Here is a 19,109-nt window from a genome sequence, read left to right on the forward strand (position 1 = left end):
GTTAATAGAAATGCCTCATTTGAAAAGTACAATAATAAAACTTATCTTAAAATTAAAAGTTCCTTTTTCCGCAACAAAGATCAACCCTTTTTGAAGCTGGAAACTGCAACGGAAATTGATTTGCGGTTTTTGGGAAAAAGGAGACAATCAAGAAAAATCCGACAACAATTTTACGAGTAAGTCCATTTCTTCTCGCGTGCGTTTCTCAGTGACGGCGAGCAAAAGGCCGTTTTTTAGACCATAGTCAAACCGCGATAGATCAATTCCGGCGAATACATTTTTGTCCGCCAGTTTATCGATAATTGCTGTCGGGGGCGCCGGAGTTCTCACAACAAATTCTTTGAAAAATGGCGCTGAAAAAGCCAGTTCGTAACCTGGCAATTCCTCGATTTGCTCGGCGAGATAGTGACTATTTTGCAGGCACAACTCCGCCACTTCTCGAATGCCCTGCTTGCCCATGAGAGCCAGATAAACAGTCGCCGCGAGAGCATTGAGCGCCTCGTTGCTGCAAATATTGGATGTAGCTTTATCCCGGCGGATGTGCTGTTCCCGCGCCTGAAAGGTCAACACAAAACCGCGCCTGCCCTGCTGGTCGGTCGTGGCGCCGGCGATTCTACCGGGCATCTTGCGGATGAATTTTTGTTTGGACGCAAACAAGCCGAGATAAGGGCCTCCGAAATTCAGGCTATTTCCCAAACTCTGCCCTTCACCTGTTGCAATATCCGTATCGTACGCGCCAGGAGGTTCCAGTAGCCCCAACGAAATCGGATCGTTGGAAGTGATGAAAAGGGACTGGTTTTCGTGCGCCAAACGGCTTATTTCATCGACATCTTCGAGAAATCCCAAAAAATTCGGATGTTCAACGAGAACGGCCGCTGTTCCCGGGTCCAGCTTCGCGCGCAAATCGCTCAACGACGTCGTTCCGTCCTGCAATTCGACCGTCTGAATGTCAATTTTTTGGCCGTGACAATAAGTGCGAATGATTTGCCGATAATAGGGATGAATGCCGCGCGAGACGAGAATTTTTTTCTTTCGTTTTTCAGCTATTGCCATCAACGCCGCTTCTGCTAATGCGGATCCCCCGTCGTACATCGAGGCGTTAGCGACTTCCATTCCCATTAATTCAGCAATCATGGATTGAAACTCATAAATCGCCTGCAAAGTCCCCTGACTGACTTCCGCCTGATAAGGCGTGTAGGCGGTGTAAAATTCCGATCGGGAAAGAATATGCCCGACGACGGAAGGGATAAAATGATCGTACGCGCCGCCGCCGAGAAAGCTGATGGCATCAGTGGCGGCTCGGTTGGATTGCGCTTTTTGCCGCATCGCTTTGACGAGTTCCAATTCGGAAAGCGGATCCGGCAGGTCAAGCTCGCCTTTGAAGCGCAGATTGTCAGGAATATTTTTGATCAGTTCATCAAAATTTTTCACACCGATGCGTTCCAACATTTTCTTGCGGTCCACGTCGGTATTCGGAATAAAGGGCATTTTTTAGCTCCCTAAAGCATTTCAGTTTTTAATTTTCTTCAATCTAAATTCGAATTCAGCGGTCTGGCTCGCTGCAACGCCCGGGAAATACTTTGTGCATTTTTTAACTCACTTATCAAGTTGAATCTGAACATCCTTCTCCCTTGTCCCTTTCAAAGGGCGGAAACCAGAAAAGTCCCTCTTTGAAGTCGAAGATGCGCTCCTGGCGTAGGGGATTCAGGGGGATGTTTATTGAATAAATAACATAATTAGTATTGATATTCATAATTTGGCTAAGAGTATTAAAAAAAGTCATTAAAATTTTACAACTACCATCAACAAAGTCAAATCGCGGACGCAAAGTTTAAAAAAGCTACACATGAGATCCTGTCATTAAGCGCCTCGTGCGGCACAGCTAAAGCAAACATGCTCCGCCGAATCGCAAAGTGCGGAACGCTCGAAAGGCGGAAAACAAAAAAATATCAAACAGGGGATTTCGTTCAATTTAGCCGATGTGTTTTTGGTACGCATCCGCTTTCATCAGATTATCCAGTTCCGACGCCTCGGACAGTTTGATTTTAATCATCCAGCCTTCATCGTAAGGACTGTTGTTAATGAGTTCCGGTTGATCTTCGAGCGCTGAGTTAATTTCGACGACAACGCCGGAAACGGGAGAAAATAGATCGGATACAGCCTTAACCGCTTCAATAGTGCCAAATGGTTCCATCTGTTTCAATTCATCATTCACTTCAGGCAGTTCTACAAAAACAATATCGCCCAGCTCGCTCTGAGCGTAGTCGGTGATGCCAATTGTCGCCACGTCATCTTCGACGAAAACCCATTCGTGCTCTTCGGTGTACAATAAGTCGTTCGGAACTTCCATTCTTATCTCCTTATTTTTGGTTATTTTTTAAGAAGTGAGTTTCGATAAATTTTGTGTCAAAATCGCCTTTGAGAAAGTGTTCATTTTCGAGTACCTTTTTGTGAAAGGGAATCGTAGTAGCGACGCCTTCGATGATGAATTCTTCCAAAGCGCGTTTCATGCGCCCGATTGCTTCAGAGCGATCTTTCCCGTTGGTAATCACTTTGGCGATCAGCGAATCGTAATATGGCGGAATGACGTATTGCGCGTACGCATGAGTGTCCACCCGAACGCCCGGCCCGCCGGGAATGTGAAACGATGTGATCTTTCCCGGACTGGGGCGAAAATCTTTGTCCGGGTCTTCCGCGTTAATCCGACACTCGATGGCGTGGCCGCGCAACTTAAAATCTTTAATCACATTTTCGATTTTTTCGCCGGCGGCAAGCATGATTTGACGCTTCAGTAAATCCATGCCTAAAACCATTTCCGTGACCGGATGTTCCACTTGAATTCGCGTGTTCATCTCCATGAAAAAAAAGCGACCATCCGCGTCGAGTAGAAATTCAACAGTGCCGGCGCTTTCGTAGTTGACGCTCTCGGCGCCGCGCACAGCCGCATCTTGCAATTTCGCACGCAGTTTTTCATTCACAGCCGGAGACGGCGATTCTTCAATTAATTTCTGATGTTTGCGCTGAATGGAACATTCCCGCTCGCCGAGCGCCACGACTGTTCCGTAGTGATCGCCGATAATTTGTACTTCGATGTGGCGCGGATTTTCAAAAAATTTTTCCAGGTACAGACCGGCGTTGCCGAAAGCGGCGTCTGCTTCGTTGCTGGCGGTGACAAAAGCGCGCTCCAGTTCTTTTTTTTCGCGAACGATACGCATACCGCGGCCGCCACCGCCCGCCGTCGCTTTCAAAATGACGGGGTAGCCGATTTTTTCCGCTGCTTTTTCCGCCGTGACAAGATCTTGCAATAGGCCTTCGCTGCCGGGGATGGTTGGCACGCCGGCCTCTTTCATTTTTGCTTTGGCAAAAGCTTTGTCACCCATGTTGGCGATCATGTCAGAAGACGGGCCAATGAACTTAATATTACAACTTTCGCAGATATCGGCAAACTGAGCGTTTTCAGCAAGGAAACCATAGCCCGGATGAATCGCCTCGGCGTTGGTGATTTCCGCGGCGCTGATAATTCTGGGAATATTCAGATAGCTTTCATTGCTGGGGCCAGGACCTATTTTCACAACTTCGTCGGCAAAACGCACGTGAAGCGAATTTTCGTCCGCATCAGAATAGACGGCGACAGTCGCAATCCCCAATTCTTTGCACGCGCGAATAATTCGCAGAGCGATTTCGCCTCGGTTGGCAATTAATATTTTTTTAAACAAAGCGCTGTTTCTCCGGTTTTGCGATAGAGACTAAATTTTTTCTATTCGAAATAACGCCTGATCGTATTCGACAGGTTTCCCGTTTTCAGCCAGAATCTCGACTACTTTGCCGCGAACTTCACACTCAATTTCATTCATGAGCTTCATCGCTTCGATGATGCAGAGCACTTGATTGCTCGCCACGGTATCTCCGACTTCCACGTACGGATCCGCATCCGGAGCCGGAGCGCGATAGAAAGTCCCCACCATTGGAGATTTGACCTCAAAGATATTTTCAGCCAGCATTTCTTTTTGCGGCGCTTTTTGCTCGGGTCGATCCGGCGACTGCTGAGCTTCCGCTGGCGCCGCAGCCGGCGAAGGAGCAATCGCTGCCGGAGAAGCCGCCACGACAGTGGTTGAGGAATTTTTACTGATTCGCACCTTTCTTCCGAATCGGCTGACTTCTAATTCAGAGATACTACTTTCCTCGACAAGCTCGATGAGTTTCTTTATTTCTTTTGGTCTCATTTATCTCTCCAATTATTTCCTGATTGACCGCATTGAACAGCGCTCTTGCTGAGCAAAATTCTCGCGAATGGTTTTACTGTCCTGATTTTTCATCCTTGCCAATTGCTTGTTTTAAAAACTGGTCAAAATAATGAAGTTAAATTTAACCGAAAAAGAAATAAAAGTCAAGATATTTTTCCAAAGAAATCAAATTACATTGAATCCAAAATTGCGCGCAAAATTTTGTTAGCCATTTTGGGATCAGCCCGGCCTCCCGTTTTTTGCATAATTTGACCGACAAAATAATGAAAAAGCGGCTTCTTTCCGGCGCGATACTGCGCCAGCGCTTCCTGATTTTCGTCAATGATCCGGCGGATTATTTCCTCCAGTTTCGCTTCGTCCGACAATTGAAAAAGCTGTTTTTGTTTCATGATTTCGTGCGGAGATTTTTTTGCAACGACCATTTCAGAAAAAATTTCTTTCGCTGCGCGCCAACTCAGTTTTTGATTTTTGACGAGTGTCAGCAATTCTGCAATGTCAATTTCCCACGTCCTCTTTTTTTGACTAAATAAATTATTTTCGTAACGGAGAAATTCCTGAATCATCCATTTGCTCGCGAGGCTGGCGTCGCCGATTTGTTTTGTGATCCACTCAAACAGATCGGCGCGCGGCGGCGTCAGCGTGAGAATCTCTGCATCGGCTTCTGTTAATTGATATTCTTGCAGGAAGCGAGCGATTTTCGCACTCGGCAATTCTGGCATTTGCGATTCGATTTTTTTTATTAAATCAGCGCTAATTTTCAGCGGAAGCAAATCCGGTTCCGAAAAATAGCGATAATCGTGCGCGGTTTCCTTGGAGCGCATTGTCCGCGTCGTTTGATTTTTATCATCCCAGAGAACAGTGGCGGAATTCAGAACTTTGCCCGAAAAAATCAACTTTTTTTGCCGTTCGATTTCGTGGACAAGCGCCCGCGCCAGAGCTTTGAGAGAATTGAGATTTTTAATTTCCGTTTTCGCGGACAGTTCTCTCGCGTTGGCTGTGTTTACTGAGATATTCGCATCGCAGCGCAGACTGCCCTGTTCCAAATTGGCGTTGCTGATTTGCAAAAAACGCAGCATCTGCTGTAAACGCTGAACAAAATCAACAGCTTCGTCGGGACTCCGCAGCTCCGGTTCAGTCACAATTTCCAGCAGTGGGATTCCGCAGCGATTCAGATCGATCAGCGTGGCCTCCGACGGTACAAATGGCTCGTTGTGAATTGATTTCCCGGCATCTTCTTCGAGATGGATGCGTCCAATGGAAATTTTTTTCTTTTTGCCATTGGATTTTATTTCCAGAAATCCGGACTCGCAAATAGGTCGATCAAATTGGGTGATCTGGTAGCCTTTGGGCAAGTCAGGGTAAAAATAATTTTTTCGGGCAAAAATCGATTCTTTTGCAATGCGGCATTTCATCGCCAGACCCAACTTGATAGCCGACTCCACGGCTTTTTTGTTCAACACAGGCAACGCACCGGGCAAACCGAGGCAGACGGGGCAGGTTTGTGTGTTCGGCGGAGCGCCGAATTTTGTCGGGCAAGAGCAAAACAATTTGCTTTTTGTGTTCAATTGCGCGTGCGCTTCCAGACCGATAGTCACGCGGTATTTTTTCTCGCGTTCAGCCATTTTCAATCTCTCCCGACGGACAGAATTTCTCGACAGCTTTGGCTACCGAAAATAAAAAAGGCTCGGCAAAGCGCGGCGCCATTAATTGCAACCCCACGGGCAAGCCGTCTCTGTCCTGACCGCAAGGGATGCTCAGCGCTGGCAATCCGGTCAGATTTGCCGCCACCGTAAAAACATCGGACAAATACATGGCGAGCGGATCGTAGCTACGCGCGGCGATGGGAAAAGCTGTGGTCGGCGAAGTCGGCGTGATCAAAAAGTCGCATTTTTGAAAAGCGGCGGAAAAATCTCGGCGGATGAGCGACCTGATTGTCTGGGCTTTTCGATAGTAACGCTCGTAATAGCCGCGGGAAAGCACAAATGTGCCCAACAGAATGCGTCTTTTAACCTCTTCTCCGAATCCCTGCGAGCGGTTTTTGGCGTAAAAATTGCCAATGTCTTTCGCTTCGTCAGAACGAAAACCGTAGCCAACGCCGTCAAAGCGCGCCAGATTGGACGAGGCCTCAGCCGTGGCAATGATGTAATAAGCAGGAACTGAATAATCCGCATGGGGCAGCGAAACGGAAATAATTTGCGCGCCTTTTTGCCGTAACTTTTCAACGCTGCTTTCAATATTCCGTTTGACGTCCGGTTCGATGTCGTTGCTGAAAAACTGTTTCGGAACGCCAATTTTCAAAGAAGAAACCGGGGCGATGTCGCTGAAAAATTGCGCCGGATAACGGTGAGTCGAGCTTGTCGAATCGCGGGAATCGTGGCCGGCAATGACGGAGAAAATTTTTGCGCAATCCTCAACCGAACGCGCGATGGGGCCTATTTGGTCAAAAGAAGAAGCATAGGCAATCAAACCGTAACGTGAAACGCTGCCATAAGTCGGTTTCAAACCTACTAATCCGCAAAAAGCAGCCGGCTGGCGAATAGAGCCGCCGGTATCCGATCCCAGCGCCGCCATTGCCTGCCGCGATGCGACAGCAGCGGCTGAGCCTCCGGAAGATCCGCCGGGAACTTTTGTGTGATCTATCGGATTTTTTACGGCGCCGAAGAAACTGTTTTCGTTGGAAGACCCCATGGCAAACTCGTCCATGTTGGTTTTACCAATGAGAATGGCGTCTTCTTTCAGCAAGCAGTCGATTACGGTGGCGTTGTATGGGGCGACAAAATCGGCGAGCATCTTGGAACTGCAGGTCGTTTTTATCCCTTTGACCAAAATATTATCTTTAACGGCAACCACTAATCCGGCCAGTTTGCCGGCGCGTTTTTGCCGAATTTTGGCGTCAATTTTCTGTGCGCGAATTTGTGCGTCTTCCGCCAAAATGGAAATAAAGGCGTTAAGCGGGAAGCCTTCATTGACATTTTTCAGATAATCTCTCACAATCCGCGAGCAGGAGACAGAACCATTTAACAGCAAAGGGTGAATTTGAGAAAAATCAAGGCGCGTTACATCCATTGAAGTTTAATTCGCCTCTTTTTTTTCACCTTCCTCGATTTTTTTTGGTTCTTCGTCTTCTACCGCTTCGCGTGTTGCTTTTTTAAATTCGCGAATCCCTTTACCCAATCCGCTGGCTAATTCGGGAATTTTTTTTGCGCCGAAAAGCAAAACCAGCACAAAAATAACAAGCAACAGCTCAGGTCCGCTAGGAATGCCCATTTTATCCTCCACAAAAAATAAATTTTACAGAAAGTTAGTTACAATTTTTTTAGCCGCGTAAATCGCGATCAATGTCGTTCAAGTCGATTTCATCCTTGACGTCGTCGAGGGCTTTTTTGAATTGTCGATAACCCTTGCCCAGGCCTCGCGCCAATTCAGGCAGTTTTTTGGGACCAAACAACAATAAAACGATGAACATCATAAAAATTATTTCGCTCGGTCCAATTGAACCAAACATAATGCCTCGCCTCCTCATCGCGCAAAAAGCGCGAAAAATTTGAATGATGAGAGTCGCGCATTACAGCCGATGGCCATAATACCATTTGAGAAAATACGCGGCAATCCCCAGTCCTAAAAGTCCGATGATATTTACAACAAACGAAAATCCCAGCGTCATTTTTATGACGCCTAAATTTAATGTCGCCGGAGCAAATCCTGCGGTAATAGATTTGAGAAAAAACTCTTTCACCACACCGTCCGGCAGCAAGAATGCCACTAATTGTCCCAACACGGATCCGAGGATTGCGCCGAAAAAGAGAATCGTGAAAACAATGCCTATATTTTTTTGTCTCATTCTGAAATGACTGCGCTCATTAATGGCAGAAAATTTATGACTACTATTTTAATATAGATAATTTAAAGACAAAAATCAAATAAATTTTTAGAAAGCTTCAATTGTTTTGTCAGAATCGCTCGAGCGAAAAATTTTGAAAAAGAATCGAACGATTCCCCAGAGAATATACACCATGACGAACGGATAAAAAGTCGCCTGAGGGAACAAAGAAACGATCACGATTGAAACAATCATGAGAATTAACGTCACGGAATGTTTCCTGCCCTGACGAAATGAAAATTTTGGGAGCACATAGTAGCCCACCTTGCTCAGCATCAGAATGCTTATAAGCACGATTTGAGGAATTACAACGCGCTCAAGATAAATTTCGTTCCAAAAATAATAATTGAAAATAATGAATGAAACAATGCTTACCGCGGCAAACGGAATGGGCAGACCCACAAACTCGGTTTTCTCTTTTCCGCCAAAATGAATATTAAATCTCGCCAGTCGGATGCCTCCGCACACTAACGGCAGGAAACTGATCACTGTGCCCAAAAGTCCGAAAGAGTTCAGATAGGCGCGTTGGATGAGGAACGCCGGCGCCAAGCCAAAAGAGATGACATCCGCCAGAGAATCAAATTCCACGCCGAAAGCGCTGGCGGTTTTTGTGAGCCGCGCGACCTGGCCGTCAAATAGATCAAAAATCGCCGCGATGACAATGAACCAACTGGCAGTGACAAAATTGTTTTCGCTGGCGTTGATGATAGCGAGAAAGCCAAAAAATATGTTCATGGTGGTGAATAAATTCGGGATCACCTGTCTTGATCTTTTCATGTCAATAAATTCCTATGATCGTTTCACCGGCTCGTACTTTGTCGTTTGCTTTCACTTTGATTTCCACATTCAGCGGCATAAAAATATCCACCCGAGAGCCAAATTTTATCATGCCGAATCGCTCGCCGCGCGTCACGCTATTTCCTTCCCGAATGTGGCACACAATCCGCCTTGCCAGAATGCCGGCGATCTGGCGAAACATGATTTTTGTTTCATCATTCTCGATAGCGATGGATGTGTGTTCGTTTTGCAACGACGCATCCTCTTGATAGGCCGGCAAAAAAGCACCGTGTTTGTAATCAAAATATGTCACTTTTCCGCTGATGGGAATGCGGTTCACGTGAACGTCTAAAACCGACATGAAGATACTCACTTTTTTAACTCGTTGCTTGAAATACTCAGCTTCGTTGACCTCGTCTATCACAATGATCTTGCCGTCAGCCGGAGAAATAATGGTGTTTCGGACGTCTGGCGCCTGGCGATTCGGATCGCGAAAAAAATAGAAAGAAAAAAGCAAAAAAATAAAACTCACCAACGCCAAAATCTCTAATAGGATGTTGTGCGAGACCATTGCGCCGGATAGCATGATGACAAAAAACAAAAAGACCCCCACTAAAAATCCGTAACCTTCCTTTGCCACAAATACCTCAGAGTTTGATGTTCTTAAATTTTAACAATTTCAATTTTATTATTAATATGAATGACCAGTTAGAAAATATTTTTGTAAATATTACGTTAAAAACAATGTAGAGGACGCATATATGCGTCCCCTACGACCTAATTTCAATAAAAATAGTTGATCGTAAAATTTAACTGGTCATTGGTATTATTAATGAACAATATTAGGAACATGGGATGTGCATAAAATGGGCGTTCATCATATTGTTTTCTTTTCTAATTTTTTTGAAAAGTTCGACCATTTTAAAGGTTATCCCTGCAAAATTCGCTCTTTGAACGCATTGTAAACATCAGCCGCCGAATTTGCCGTGATACGAAATCTTTCAATATTCGCTTCCCCTTCAGACAAATCCGCGAGAACAATCGTATCCGGCGAGAGATCGCCACCCAGAATAATTTTGTTTTCTATTTTGCCAAATTCAAGCCTAAAACTGACCAATTGGGCTTGTCGGCGGAGAAAAAATGACCGTAGAATCGCGTTGATTTTTGATGCGAGTCTTTCGAGCATTTTGAAATCCTCTGCCTGAATCAGGCCGAATGCTTGCAAATGAGTCTGATTGACCATCGGATTGTTTTGCCGGGCGTCTTTAAGAAAATACTCATGGATGGGGCTGTTCAACGTTGTCGCCTCTTCTAATCCGAAACGGTCTGCCAATTCTTTGCCGATAAAATTATGAACGACAATTTCTACCGGGATGACATCTAATTGCTGGATCACCATTTCCCGCTCGGAAAGCTCGTTCAAAAAATGTGTCGAAATATGAAAAGATGACAAATATTTATACAAAAATGACGCGATCTGATTATTAATAATGCCTTTTCCCCTGACAACGACCGTCTTGTTGGGGCTTTTAATGGGAACTTCATCACTATATTTGACTATAAGCTTTCCCTCTTCATCGGTGGTATAAATTTTTTTGGCGCTGTTTTCGAAAATGTTCTTTTTCTTCTTCAATGTTCTCACCCCGTTTTTTATTCTCAATTCAGATTATTCAATGCCAGCTTTCTCAAAAATTTTATCGACATTGCGGAGATGATATTGATAATCAAAAATATTCTCGATTTCTTCCGGCTTGAGCGCTTGGGTGATTTCCGGTTCATTCATCAATGATTTCTTGAATGATTTCCCGGTTTGCCAGCACTCCAGGGCACATTTTTGCACCAATTGATACGCCTTTTCGCGAAGCAATCCTTTGCGAACCAGCGCTAGCAGCAAAGATTGCGAAAAAATCAGCCCGTTTGTTTTGTTCAGATTTTTCATCATATTTTCCGGATAAACGAGCAGATTTTGAATCAGATCGGTCATTTTGTGCAACATGTAATTCAGCAAAATTGTACTGTCGGGCAGAATGACACGTTCCACAGATGAGTGCGAAATATCTCTTTCGTGCCATAATGCGATATTTTCCATGCTCGCCAGCGCGTTCGCGCGCAACAGTCTTGCCAAACCAGACATTTGCTCGCAGGTCACCGGATTTCTTTTGTGCGGCATGGCAGACGAACCTTTTTGCCCCTTTGAAAAATATTCTTCGGCTTCTAAAATTTCCGTCCGCTGCAAATTCCGGATTTCCGTGGCGATTTTTTCAATCGTGGCGCCGGTCAATGCAATGGCTGTCAAAAACTCGGCGTAACGATCCCGTTGAATGATCTGCGTAGAGACCGGCGCTGGCTTGAGCCCCAGCCGCTTGCAAACCATTTTTTCCACGATCGGATCCAGATGGGCAAAGGTACCGACGGCGCCGGAAATTTTTCCGTAAGAAACATTTTCCACGCCATTTTTTAGCCGGCGGAGATTCCGTCCCATTTCATCGTACCAGAGCGCCATTTTCAGCCCGAAGGTCGTCGGTTCTGCGTGCACGCCGTGAGACCTGCCGACGCAAATGGTGTGTTTGTGCTCCAGCGCTCTTTTTTTGAGCGCGTCGCGGAGGCGTTCGCTGTCCGCGATTAAAATTTTTCCCGCTTGCTTCATCAGCAGCGCGTTTGCCGTATCCAGCAAATCCGAAGAAGTCATTCCCAGATGGATGAAACGGGACGCTTCGCCAACGTATTCGCCGACATTGGTCAGAAAGGCAATCACGTCGTGTTTGACTTTCTGTTCTATTTCCAAAATTCGGTCGATGTCAAATTTCGCTCGATCGCGAATCTGTTCCGCCGACTCTTTGGGGATCATTCCCAATTCCGCTTGCGCCGAAGCGACCGTAATTTCGACTTTTAACCAGGTTTGAAATTTGTTTTCGTCTGTCCAGATCGCGCCCATTTGTGGCAGCGTGTATCGCCGAATCAACGCTTTCCTCCGTCAAAAATTAGTTTCACTCCAGCGCAGTAATAAAAATTTTTGCAAAAAAAATGAAAACTTAACTTGCAATATTGTAGCATCGGCTAATTGCGACGCGGGTATTTTTCCAATTTAAATGGTATGGTAATCACTTTTTTATTGTGATAAATGGTCAGGGTAATGATGTCCCCTGCTTTCGCGTCCAGATCCTCAAAGATGGTGTCGATTTGATCCGATGACTCCACTGTGTAATCATTAATTTTCAAAATGATATCGCCGACTTCGATATTTGCGCGCGACGCCGGGCTGTTTTTTTGCACGCTGGCAACGATGACACCCTTGTCAATGGGAATCCCCAAATAGCGCGCCAGATAAGGCCGCAGATTGATAACAGAAATTCCGGTCCAAAAAGAACGGTCCACAGAGCCGTATTTCCGCAATGCGGCGACAATTTTTTTGATACGATTGATCGGGATGGCGAAACCCAGCCCGATGGAAGTGCCGCGACTTTCGCTGCCGGAAAAGATGAACGTGTTCATTCCGATCACTTCGCCGAGGCTATTCACTAACGGCCCCCCGCTATTGCCGGCATTGATGGCGGCGTCGGTTTGGATCATATCTTTGTAAATCCGGTTGTCGCTTTGTTTGCCGAAATCTCTGTCAGTGGCGCTGATGATGCCTTGCGACACGGAAGGTTGTCCCATGTCAAAAAGGCCAAACGGATTGCCGATGGCAATGGCCCATTCTCCGATAATCAAATCATTGGAATTTCCCAGAACCGCAAACGGGAAGGATTTGTCGCTCTCAATTTTGAGCAGAGCAATATCGGAAACGTAATCTGAAGCCATTAATTTCGCGTCGAAATGTTCGCCGTCGGGGAGCGTGACCATTATTTTTACCGCCTGGTGGACAACGTGCTCATTTGTCACAATGTAACCGTCCGGCGAAATAATGAAACCGGAGCCGAGAGATTTGACTAATTCCTGGCGCTCGCCAAAAAAGTAGCGGAAAAACGGGTCATCCATCATCATGCCCGGGGAGCGATATGATTTTTGCAGCACGTTGATGCCGACAACGGCCGGGCTGATTTTTCTGACAGACTGAGTGATGGCGGTCTCGCGCGATGGCTGAATTGTTTGGTCGCTAACCAGTTGAACGGAGCCGTCTCCGACAGCGCTTTGCTGCTCTGTTTTAGCGACGCTTTCCACAAATATCGGTGCTGATTTTGGCGCGAAAAATGATTTTTGCAGCCAGATGCCGGCAAGCGTTCCCGCGAGAAAAAGTAGCGCGCTCAAAAAAATTTTTTTCATTGTTCATCCGCCCTGTTCACAGTGGAGTGAGAAACTTTTCGCCAAACGATCTGTATTTCAAAAAATAACTGAAAAAAAGCAAGCTGTCTGCAAACAACTCACTCCAACGTTCAATTTTGATTTACGATTTATTTAATTCAAAGTTTATACAAAAGTTATCCGCACAATGTTCCAATCGTGAATCAGGCAAAAAAAGCGCCTGAAAATTCAGCGAAACGAAAATTTGCATCGGGAAGAAGACGGACTTCTCATTAGATTTTTTAAAGACAAATTCGTTTTGAGAAGCCCCTCAGAATTTATTTTGTGCCGAAAAAGACTACCTGTTTTTCACTTTTTCCCAATCGGCGAGAAATTTTTCAATTCCCGCGTCAGTGAGCGGATGTTTTGTCAGTTGAGCAATGACTTTGAACGGAATCGTTGCAATGTGCGCGCCCATGAGCGCCGCGTCCAAAACATGCATTGGACTGCGAACGGAAGCGACGATGACTTCTGTGTCCAAATCATAATTGCGAAAAATAGTGACGATGTCCTGTACTAATTGCATGCCTGGTGTGTTGATATCATCCAGCCGGCCCACAAAAGGGCTGACATAACTGGCGCCGGCTTTTGCCGCCAACAATGCCTGTACCGCATGAAATATCAGCGTCGTGTTCACGTGAATACCCTCGGATTCCAGTTGGCGGATCGCTTTTAGACCCTCGGTGGTTATGGGAATTTTTACGACAATGTTTTTGTGAATCTTTGCCAGTTTTCTACCCTCTGCAACCATGCCTTCGGCGTCCAAGCTGACGACTTCCGCGCTCACAGGTCCGTCAACTTCTTCGCAAATCGCGCGAATGACGTCTTCGAATTTTCCCTCGACCTTGGAAACCAGACTCGGATTCGTCGTGACTCCGTCGAGAATACCCAATTTGTTCGCTTCGCGAATCTCTTTCAGATTTGCGGTATCGATAAAGAATTTCATTCCTGTTTCTCCTTTAGGTTGTTGTTTAAGTCGATTATCTTTAAACTATTTTTTATTTGCTTATTTGTGTGGGAATCCTAATACCAATTAGTCATATTACAGAAAGTTATTACTGAGTAGCCCATTTTAAGAAATTTTGACATTGTAGTAAAATATTTTTATGAGAAATTAATATTGCGTCGCTGACAGGGCGCCTTTAAGCTAAAAATATGTCGTGCCTGACGGCACTGGACACATGTAAACAATATTCATCAACATAATCTTTCTCTCGTTTCATCATTTTGAGTCGCGTTAACAACGAGATATTTAAGAAAAAACTTGATTCAAAACGTTAACTCTCAATGACCAAAACACGCCGGGTTTGGAATTTTTCTATTTGGCAGCAGAAAAATTTTTTTACATATTCAGTCAATAGATAATTTTTTCCAAAATCAACCCTTTCGCCGGTGCGGTCGGGCCTGCTTGTTTGCGATCTCTGGCGGCGAGAATTTCCGGAATCGCTTCCGCTGGAGTGTATCCGCGGCCGACGTCGATCATCGTACCCACGATTATGCGAACCATGCTGTGGATGAAACGATTGGCGGCAATGGTGAAAATCAACAAATCGCCGTCTTCGTCCCAGCGGCTTTCTTCCACGGTGCAAAAATAGTGCGGTAAATCCGCGTTTTCGGCGCAGAATGATTTAAAATCAATTTTTCCTATTAAATAGTGAGATGCCTGGCGCATGGCTTCGATTCTGAGCGGGCTTTTGTAGCACCAAATGTAATGACGGTTGATTGCTCGCTCTTTCTGCGTGATGTAATAGCGGTAAATTCGTTTTTTTGCGGCAAAACGGGCGTGAAAAGACGGAGCTGCTTCCGCTGCTTCGAGCACGCGGACATCTTTGGCGAGGTTCCCGTTGAGCGCCGCCATGATTTTTTTTTCAGGCATGAGGGATTCGAGATGAAAATTGGCGACCTGAGCGCGCGCATGAACGCCGCTGTCTGTTCTGCCTGCGCCTGTGACGGGAATATTCTCTCGAAAAATCTGTCGCAGCGCTTTTTGTAGTTCTTCCTGCACGGTTCGCACGTTTGGTTGAATTTGCCAGCCGCAAAAGTCGGTACCGTCGTATTCCAGAGTGATTTTAATATTTCTCAACAGTACAATACCTCAAAATAGGATCAATTGACGAAGAAAAAAATCATGTACGAGACGGTCAACAGCGCTGCGATCAAATCTCGTCGCGTCATTTTCAAAATTTTGTAACTGCTGCGATTTTTCCCGCCGACATAACAGCGCGCGTCCATGGCCAAAGCCAGATCGTCGGCGCGCCGAAAAACAGAAATGAACAACGGAATCAGCAGCGGAATGACGCTTTTTATCCGTTGAATCAAATTCCCCTCGAATGTGGCGCCGCGCGACATCTGAGCTTTTTGGATGCGATCGGCTTCTTCCAAGAGAATCGGAATGAATCGCAGCGCCAGCGTCATCATGAGCACAAATTCGTGAGTCGGCAAACCAATTTTTTTTAGCGGAGCCAGTAGCCGATCCAGAGCGTCGGTCATTTCAATGGGAGAAGTTGTCAGCGTGAGCAATGCAGCGAAAAGCACAAATTCCGCCAGACGGACCGAGTAGATGATTCCCGAGTTCAGACCTTTCTGCGTGATTTCCCAGCCCAACAGAGGCATCCTGGCGATCACAGTGCCTTCTCCCGTAAGAAAACAGTGGAATCCCAGCGTGAGCAAAAAAAGCCAGACGAACGGTCGCAAATTTCGAAAAACAAGTCCCAGCGGCAACCGCGCTAATCGAATCAGCGCAATAAGCGCGATCAGATTAACGCCGGACTCCCACAATTGTTGCGCCGCGACGGTGGCAAGCATTATCACAATGGTCGCTAAAATTTTTGTGCGCGGATCTAACCGGTGAACAATTGACCTCGCCGGATAGTATTGACCCAACGTAATATCGGACAAAATTGCCATTTTTTTCCTGAAAAATTTTAAAAGGAATATACGAACTTTTATTCACAAAATCAAGAGAGAGCCGGCTAAATTGACAAAGAATTATTTTTTGCTTGACTTTTTGCTATTGAATTTTTATGTTTAAGTTTGATTTTGCAAAATTTTTGCAACAATTTTCCGGGTTTGAGGATTTTATTAAAATTGAATTCAATGCAGTTAATTCAGGAATAAATCACAAAAACACAAACTAATCCCAGGAGGAAGGAAATGGCGGATGTAAAAGCCACGGGAAGGACGATGCAATCCTATAAACCGTATGTGCCTGCGGAAACGGACATGAAAGAATTGACTTTAAGGGCAATTCTGCTTGGTATTGTCATGGCTATCATTTTAGGATCTGCGAACGCCTATCTTGGTTTGAAGGCAGGAATGACTGTTGCGGCGACGTTCCCGGCGGCAGTAATTGCAATGGCGGTGCTGCGACCATTCAAGGGCACGATTTTGGAAGAAAACATGGCGCGAACCACCGGCGCCGTAGGCGAGGCACTGGCGGCCGGCGCAATTTTTACCATCCCGGCGTTCATCATTGCCGGCGTATGGGATGAATTTCACTATTTGCAATCCACTCTGCTCATGCTGGTTGGCGGCGTGCTCGGCGTTTTGTTTGTCATTATTTTGCGCCGCACGTTAATCGAAGACGCGACTTTGCCATATCCGGAAAGCAAAGCCTGCGCCGAAATCGTGAAAATCGGACAAGGCGGCAGCTCCGGCGCCGGGTATGTTTTTCTACCCATGCTGCTGGCCGGAGCAATTGAATTTTTTAAAAATGCCAATGGCTTAACCTTCATCAAAGATCACGTAAAAGGGATTATCTCCTTTGGCGTTTCAAAAATCGCGCTGCTGAATAGTTCCACTGGCAAACCCATTCCTGGCAGCGAATACAGCCACGATGGCAGAATGTTTTTGCAGAGTCCGAGCAGCTCGCCGGCTTTTTTGGGTGTGGGCTACATTATCGGATTTCGTCTGGCGGCGATTACCTTCTCCGGCGGCGTTTTCGGCTGGCTATTCCTCATGCCTGTTGTGCTTTTTCTGATGAGCAACGATCTTAGCGCCGTCGCGAGCGGTTTTGGCTGGATGACTACCGCCAAAGCGGCGTACAACGCCACGGTAAAACCGATAGCCGTCGGCGGCATGTTGGTGGGCGCGTTTTACACGCTGTTCAAAATGAGAAACAGTTTGCTCGCCGGCTTGGGCAAAGGACTGGCAGACATCGCCGCTGCGAAAAAAGGCGAATCCAGTAAAACCTCTCGCATCGACAAAGATGCGCCCTTCGGCCTGGTTCTCATTGCAATTTTGGTGCTGGTGGTTTGTATGGTTATTTTGTACAAATGGTTTGCCGGTGCTTGGGGTTCAGCTATTTTGGCGGCGGTCGTTATGGCAATCGCCGGTCTCATGTTTGCCGCCGTTGCCGGTTACCTCGTGGGAATTATCGGCTCATCTTCCAATCCTATTTCCGGTTTGACATTATCCACTTTGCTCATTGCGGCGCTGCTGATGTTGGCCGCCGGGCTTGGCGGGAAAAAAGAGGGCATCGCAGCGACGTTGGCGGTCGCGTCTGTGGTGTGCGTTGTCGCCGGTGTCGCCGGGGATATGATGCAAGACTGGAAAGTGGGACATATTTTGGGCGCCACGCCGTTCCGCATGCAGATCGGCGGATCTATTGGCGTGGTTGCCGCTGCATTGGTTCTTGTTCTCCCGATCATGTGGCTGCATGAGGCAAACGGAATTGGAACGGATGCGCTTCCTGCGCCGCAAGCCGGTTTGATGGCGATGATGTCCAAAGGAATTATTAGCGGCAACATGGCTTGGCCGCTGGTGATCGCGGGAATGTTTTTCGCCGTGGCGCTTATTCTGATCGAGTCGCCGTCTCCGATGCTGATCGCCGTCGGTATGTATTTGCCGTTCACCACCACATTTGCGATTTTTATCGGCGGCATTATCAAATATGCGACCGAAAAATTGGGCGCAAAGGAGATTGACAACGCGCCCGAAGAAAAACGGGAAGATCTGAGGACTCGTCTGGAAAGTTATGGTTTGTTGATCGCTTCAGGTCTTGTTGCCGGGGAGGCTCTCGTTGGTATCATATTAGCGATTTTGGTGGTATCCAATATTAAATTGAATGCAATTTTCGGCAATCTGACTCCGGAAGGCACGGCTCCGGAAGGATTCGCGATTTTAGGCTATCTTGTTTTTGCCATTCTCGCCTTTGTGATGATATATTATCCGCTCAAGGCGATGAGGAAAAAAGAAAACTGATATTTTCGTTAGTAGATGATTTTTAATAAAGCTCTTCGTTAGAATTAATTTCAGCGGAGAGCTTTTTTTATTGCGGCGTTTGATTGGAAATGCGCGTTGCTTTTTGTAACTAAATTCAAATTGGGAAAATTTTCATTGATTTATTTAAGAAAAATTGATACATTTAAAAAATGAAAAGGGATAAAATTTCTGCGGAGCAATACAATGGCTGTAAATTTATTAGATTTGGTTCCCAAAAGATTGCTGCAATTCCAAGAAAACGAAGACGGCAATGTGACTATTTTGAAACCAAAATACAGAAATAAATTGATGCAAAAATATGTGCTTCCACGAATGAAAAAACCACATTTCAAAGTAAATTTGGACGAATACGGCAGCTTTGTCTGGAAGCAAATTGACGGCGAAAAAACCGTCGAAGAAATTGGGAAACAGTTGAAGGAGAATTTTTCTGAAAAGATTGACCCGGTTTATGAACGGCTTTCGGTTTTCATCCATTCATTGGTGCGCTATAAATTTATTGAATTCAAAAATTATGTTCCTGAAAAAGCGGAAAAATCAAAGTAAACGACTGGCAATTTTCATCTCAACTCGCGCCCGGCCTTTGAACGGATGCAAATTATTTTAAATCCTTTTCCATCGTTGAGAATCAAATTGATAAGTTTGCTAAAAAAAAAGATTTCACTGCCAATCCCACCAATTTTCACGAATTGATTTTATTGAAATTA

19 protein-coding genes are annotated in these 19,109 nt (G+C 45.8%); 2 read left to right on the forward strand and 17 right to left on the reverse strand.

Annotated elements, in window-relative coordinates:
- Positions 1–147: 147 nt before the first annotated feature.
- From GXO74_10225 to GXO74_10305, 17 genes are all read right to left on the reverse strand, one after another.
- Positions 148–1,488, reverse strand: a complete 1,341-nt coding sequence (locus GXO74_10225) for an aminomethyl-transferring glycine dehydrogenase subunit GcvPA (GenBank protein ID NOZ62045.1) — start codon at positions 1,486–1,488, stop codon at positions 148–150.
- Between the two features lie 484 nt (positions 1,489–1,972).
- Positions 1,973–2,350: a glycine cleavage system protein GcvH gene (gcvH, locus tag GXO74_10230; protein NOZ62046.1), complete on the reverse strand. Its 378-nt coding sequence runs from the start codon at positions 2,348–2,350 to the stop codon at positions 1,973–1,975.
- Between the two features lie 10 nt (positions 2,351–2,360).
- A complete protein-coding gene (gene accC, locus GXO74_10235; GenBank protein NOZ62047.1) occupies positions 2,361–3,716 on the reverse strand; it encodes an acetyl-CoA carboxylase biotin carboxylase subunit in 1,356 nt (451 codons plus the stop codon).
- A gap of 30 nt (positions 3,717–3,746) precedes the next feature.
- Entirely contained in the window at positions 3,747–4,223 is a 477-nt protein-coding gene (gene accB / locus GXO74_10240; GenBank protein ID NOZ62048.1) for an acetyl-CoA carboxylase biotin carboxyl carrier protein, read from the reverse strand.
- A 191-nt stretch (positions 4,224–4,414) separates the two neighbouring features.
- Entirely contained in the window at positions 4,415–5,866 is a 1,452-nt protein-coding gene (gene gatB / locus GXO74_10245) for an Asp-tRNA(Asn)/Glu-tRNA(Gln) amidotransferase subunit GatB (protein ID NOZ62049.1), read from the reverse strand.
- Complete coding sequence (gatA, locus tag GXO74_10250; protein NOZ62050.1) at positions 5,859–7,310, reverse strand: Asp-tRNA(Asn)/Glu-tRNA(Gln) amidotransferase subunit GatA; 1,452 nt, start codon at positions 7,308–7,310, stop codon at positions 5,859–5,861. The genes gatB and gatA overlap by 8 nt, the downstream gene beginning before the upstream one ends.
- Positions 7,311–7,316: 6 nt before the next feature.
- Positions 7,317–7,511, reverse strand: coding sequence for a twin-arginine translocase TatA/TatE family subunit (gene tatA, locus GXO74_10255; protein NOZ62051.1), 195 nt, complete (start codon positions 7,509–7,511; stop codon positions 7,317–7,319).
- Positions 7,512–7,560: 49 nt separating this feature from the next.
- The gene (locus GXO74_10260) at positions 7,561–7,749 is read right to left on the reverse strand and encodes a twin-arginine translocase TatA/TatE family subunit (GenBank protein ID NOZ62052.1); all 189 of its coding nucleotides are present in this window, start codon (positions 7,747–7,749) and stop codon (positions 7,561–7,563) included.
- 60 nt (positions 7,750–7,809) lie between these two features.
- Entirely contained in the window at positions 7,810–8,085 is a 276-nt protein-coding gene (locus GXO74_10265; protein ID NOZ62053.1) for a DUF4321 domain-containing protein, read from the reverse strand.
- Positions 8,086–8,172: 87 nt separating this feature from the next.
- Positions 8,173–8,901, reverse strand: coding sequence for a CDP-diacylglycerol--serine O-phosphatidyltransferase (gene pssA, locus GXO74_10270; protein NOZ62054.1), 729 nt, complete (start codon positions 8,899–8,901; stop codon positions 8,173–8,175).
- 1 nt (position 8,902) lies between these two features.
- On the reverse strand, positions 8,903–9,541 hold the full coding sequence (locus GXO74_10275; protein ID NOZ62055.1) for a phosphatidylserine decarboxylase family protein: 639 nt from the start codon (positions 9,539–9,541) through the stop codon (positions 8,903–8,905).
- Between the two features lie 288 nt (positions 9,542–9,829).
- Positions 9,830–10,534, reverse strand: a complete 705-nt coding sequence (locus GXO74_10280; protein NOZ62056.1) for a hypothetical protein — start codon at positions 10,532–10,534, stop codon at positions 9,830–9,832.
- Between the two features lie 33 nt (positions 10,535–10,567).
- Complete coding sequence (locus GXO74_10285) at positions 10,568–11,863, reverse strand: adenylosuccinate lyase (GenBank protein NOZ62057.1); 1,296 nt, start codon at positions 11,861–11,863, stop codon at positions 10,568–10,570.
- 95 nt (positions 11,864–11,958) lie between these two features.
- A complete protein-coding gene (locus GXO74_10290; GenBank protein ID NOZ62058.1) occupies positions 11,959–13,164 on the reverse strand; it encodes a trypsin-like serine protease in 1,206 nt (401 codons plus the stop codon).
- Positions 13,165–13,480: 316 nt separating this feature from the next.
- Entirely contained in the window at positions 13,481–14,128 is a 648-nt protein-coding gene (gene fsa / locus GXO74_10295; GenBank protein NOZ62059.1) for a fructose-6-phosphate aldolase, read from the reverse strand.
- 408 nt (positions 14,129–14,536) lie between these two features.
- A complete protein-coding gene (gene truA / locus GXO74_10300; GenBank protein NOZ62060.1) occupies positions 14,537–15,265 on the reverse strand; it encodes a tRNA pseudouridine(38-40) synthase TruA in 729 nt (242 codons plus the stop codon).
- 23 nt (positions 15,266–15,288) lie between these two features.
- Entirely contained in the window at positions 15,289–16,083 is a 795-nt protein-coding gene (locus GXO74_10305) for an energy-coupling factor transporter transmembrane protein EcfT (protein ID NOZ62061.1), read from the reverse strand.
- A 252-nt stretch (positions 16,084–16,335) separates the two neighbouring features.
- On the opposite strand from GXO74_10305, the gene GXO74_10310 reads away from it, so the two are divergent.
- A complete protein-coding gene (locus GXO74_10310; GenBank protein NOZ62062.1) occupies positions 16,336–18,384 on the forward strand; it encodes an oligopeptide transporter, OPT family in 2,049 nt (682 codons plus the stop codon).
- A 204-nt stretch (positions 18,385–18,588) separates the two neighbouring features.
- Positions 18,589–18,948, forward strand: a complete 360-nt coding sequence (locus GXO74_10315) for a PqqD family protein (GenBank protein NOZ62063.1) — start codon at positions 18,589–18,591, stop codon at positions 18,946–18,948.
- Positions 18,949–19,109 lie beyond the last annotated feature (161 nt).

The organism is Calditrichota bacterium (genome assembly GCA_013152715.1).
Classification (GTDB): domain Bacteria; phylum Zhuqueibacterota; class Zhuqueibacteria; order Thermofontimicrobiales; family Thermofontimicrobiaceae; genus 4484-87.

What these genes read in the sequence shown, in the direction of transcription:
- tatA (NOZ62051.1), bottom strand. Translation starts at nt 7,511, where the DNA reads ATGGGCATTCCTAGCGGACCTGAGCTGTTGCTTGTTATTTTTGTGCTG.
- GXO74_10310 (NOZ62062.1), top strand. Translation starts at nt 16,336, where the DNA reads ATGGCGGATGTAAAAGCCACGGGAAGGACGATGCAATCCTATAAACCG.
- GXO74_10265 (NOZ62053.1), bottom strand. Translation starts at nt 8,085, where the DNA reads ATGAGACAAAAAAATATAGGCATTGTTTTCACGATTCTCTTTTTCGGC.
- pssA (NOZ62054.1), bottom strand. Translation starts at nt 8,901, where the DNA reads ATGAAAAGATCAAGACAGGTGATCCCGAATTTATTCACCACCATGAAC.
- GXO74_10290 (NOZ62058.1), bottom strand. Translation starts at nt 13,164, where the DNA reads ATGAAAAAAATTTTTTTGAGCGCGCTACTTTTTCTCGCGGGAACGCTT.
- gatB (NOZ62049.1), bottom strand. Translation starts at nt 5,866, where the DNA reads ATGGCTGAACGCGAGAAAAAATACCGCGTGACTATCGGTCTGGAAGCG.
- accB (NOZ62048.1), bottom strand. Translation starts at nt 4,223, where the DNA reads ATGAGACCAAAAGAAATAAAGAAACTCATCGAGCTTGTCGAGGAAAGT.
- gatA (NOZ62050.1), bottom strand. Translation starts at nt 7,310, where the DNA reads ATGGATGTAACGCGCCTTGATTTTTCTCAAATTCACCCTTTGCTGTTA.
- GXO74_10315 (NOZ62063.1), top strand. Translation starts at nt 18,589, where the DNA reads ATGGCTGTAAATTTATTAGATTTGGTTCCCAAAAGATTGCTGCAATTC.
- fsa (NOZ62059.1), bottom strand. Translation starts at nt 14,128, where the DNA reads ATGAAATTCTTTATCGATACCGCAAATCTGAAAGAGATTCGCGAAGCG.
- GXO74_10225 (NOZ62045.1), bottom strand. Translation starts at nt 1,488, where the DNA reads ATGCCCTTTATTCCGAATACCGACGTGGACCGCAAGAAAATGTTGGAA.
- gcvH (NOZ62046.1), bottom strand. Translation starts at nt 2,350, where the DNA reads ATGGAAGTTCCGAACGACTTATTGTACACCGAAGAGCACGAATGGGTT.
- GXO74_10260 (NOZ62052.1), bottom strand. Translation starts at nt 7,749, where the DNA reads ATGTTTGGTTCAATTGGACCGAGCGAAATAATTTTTATGATGTTCATC.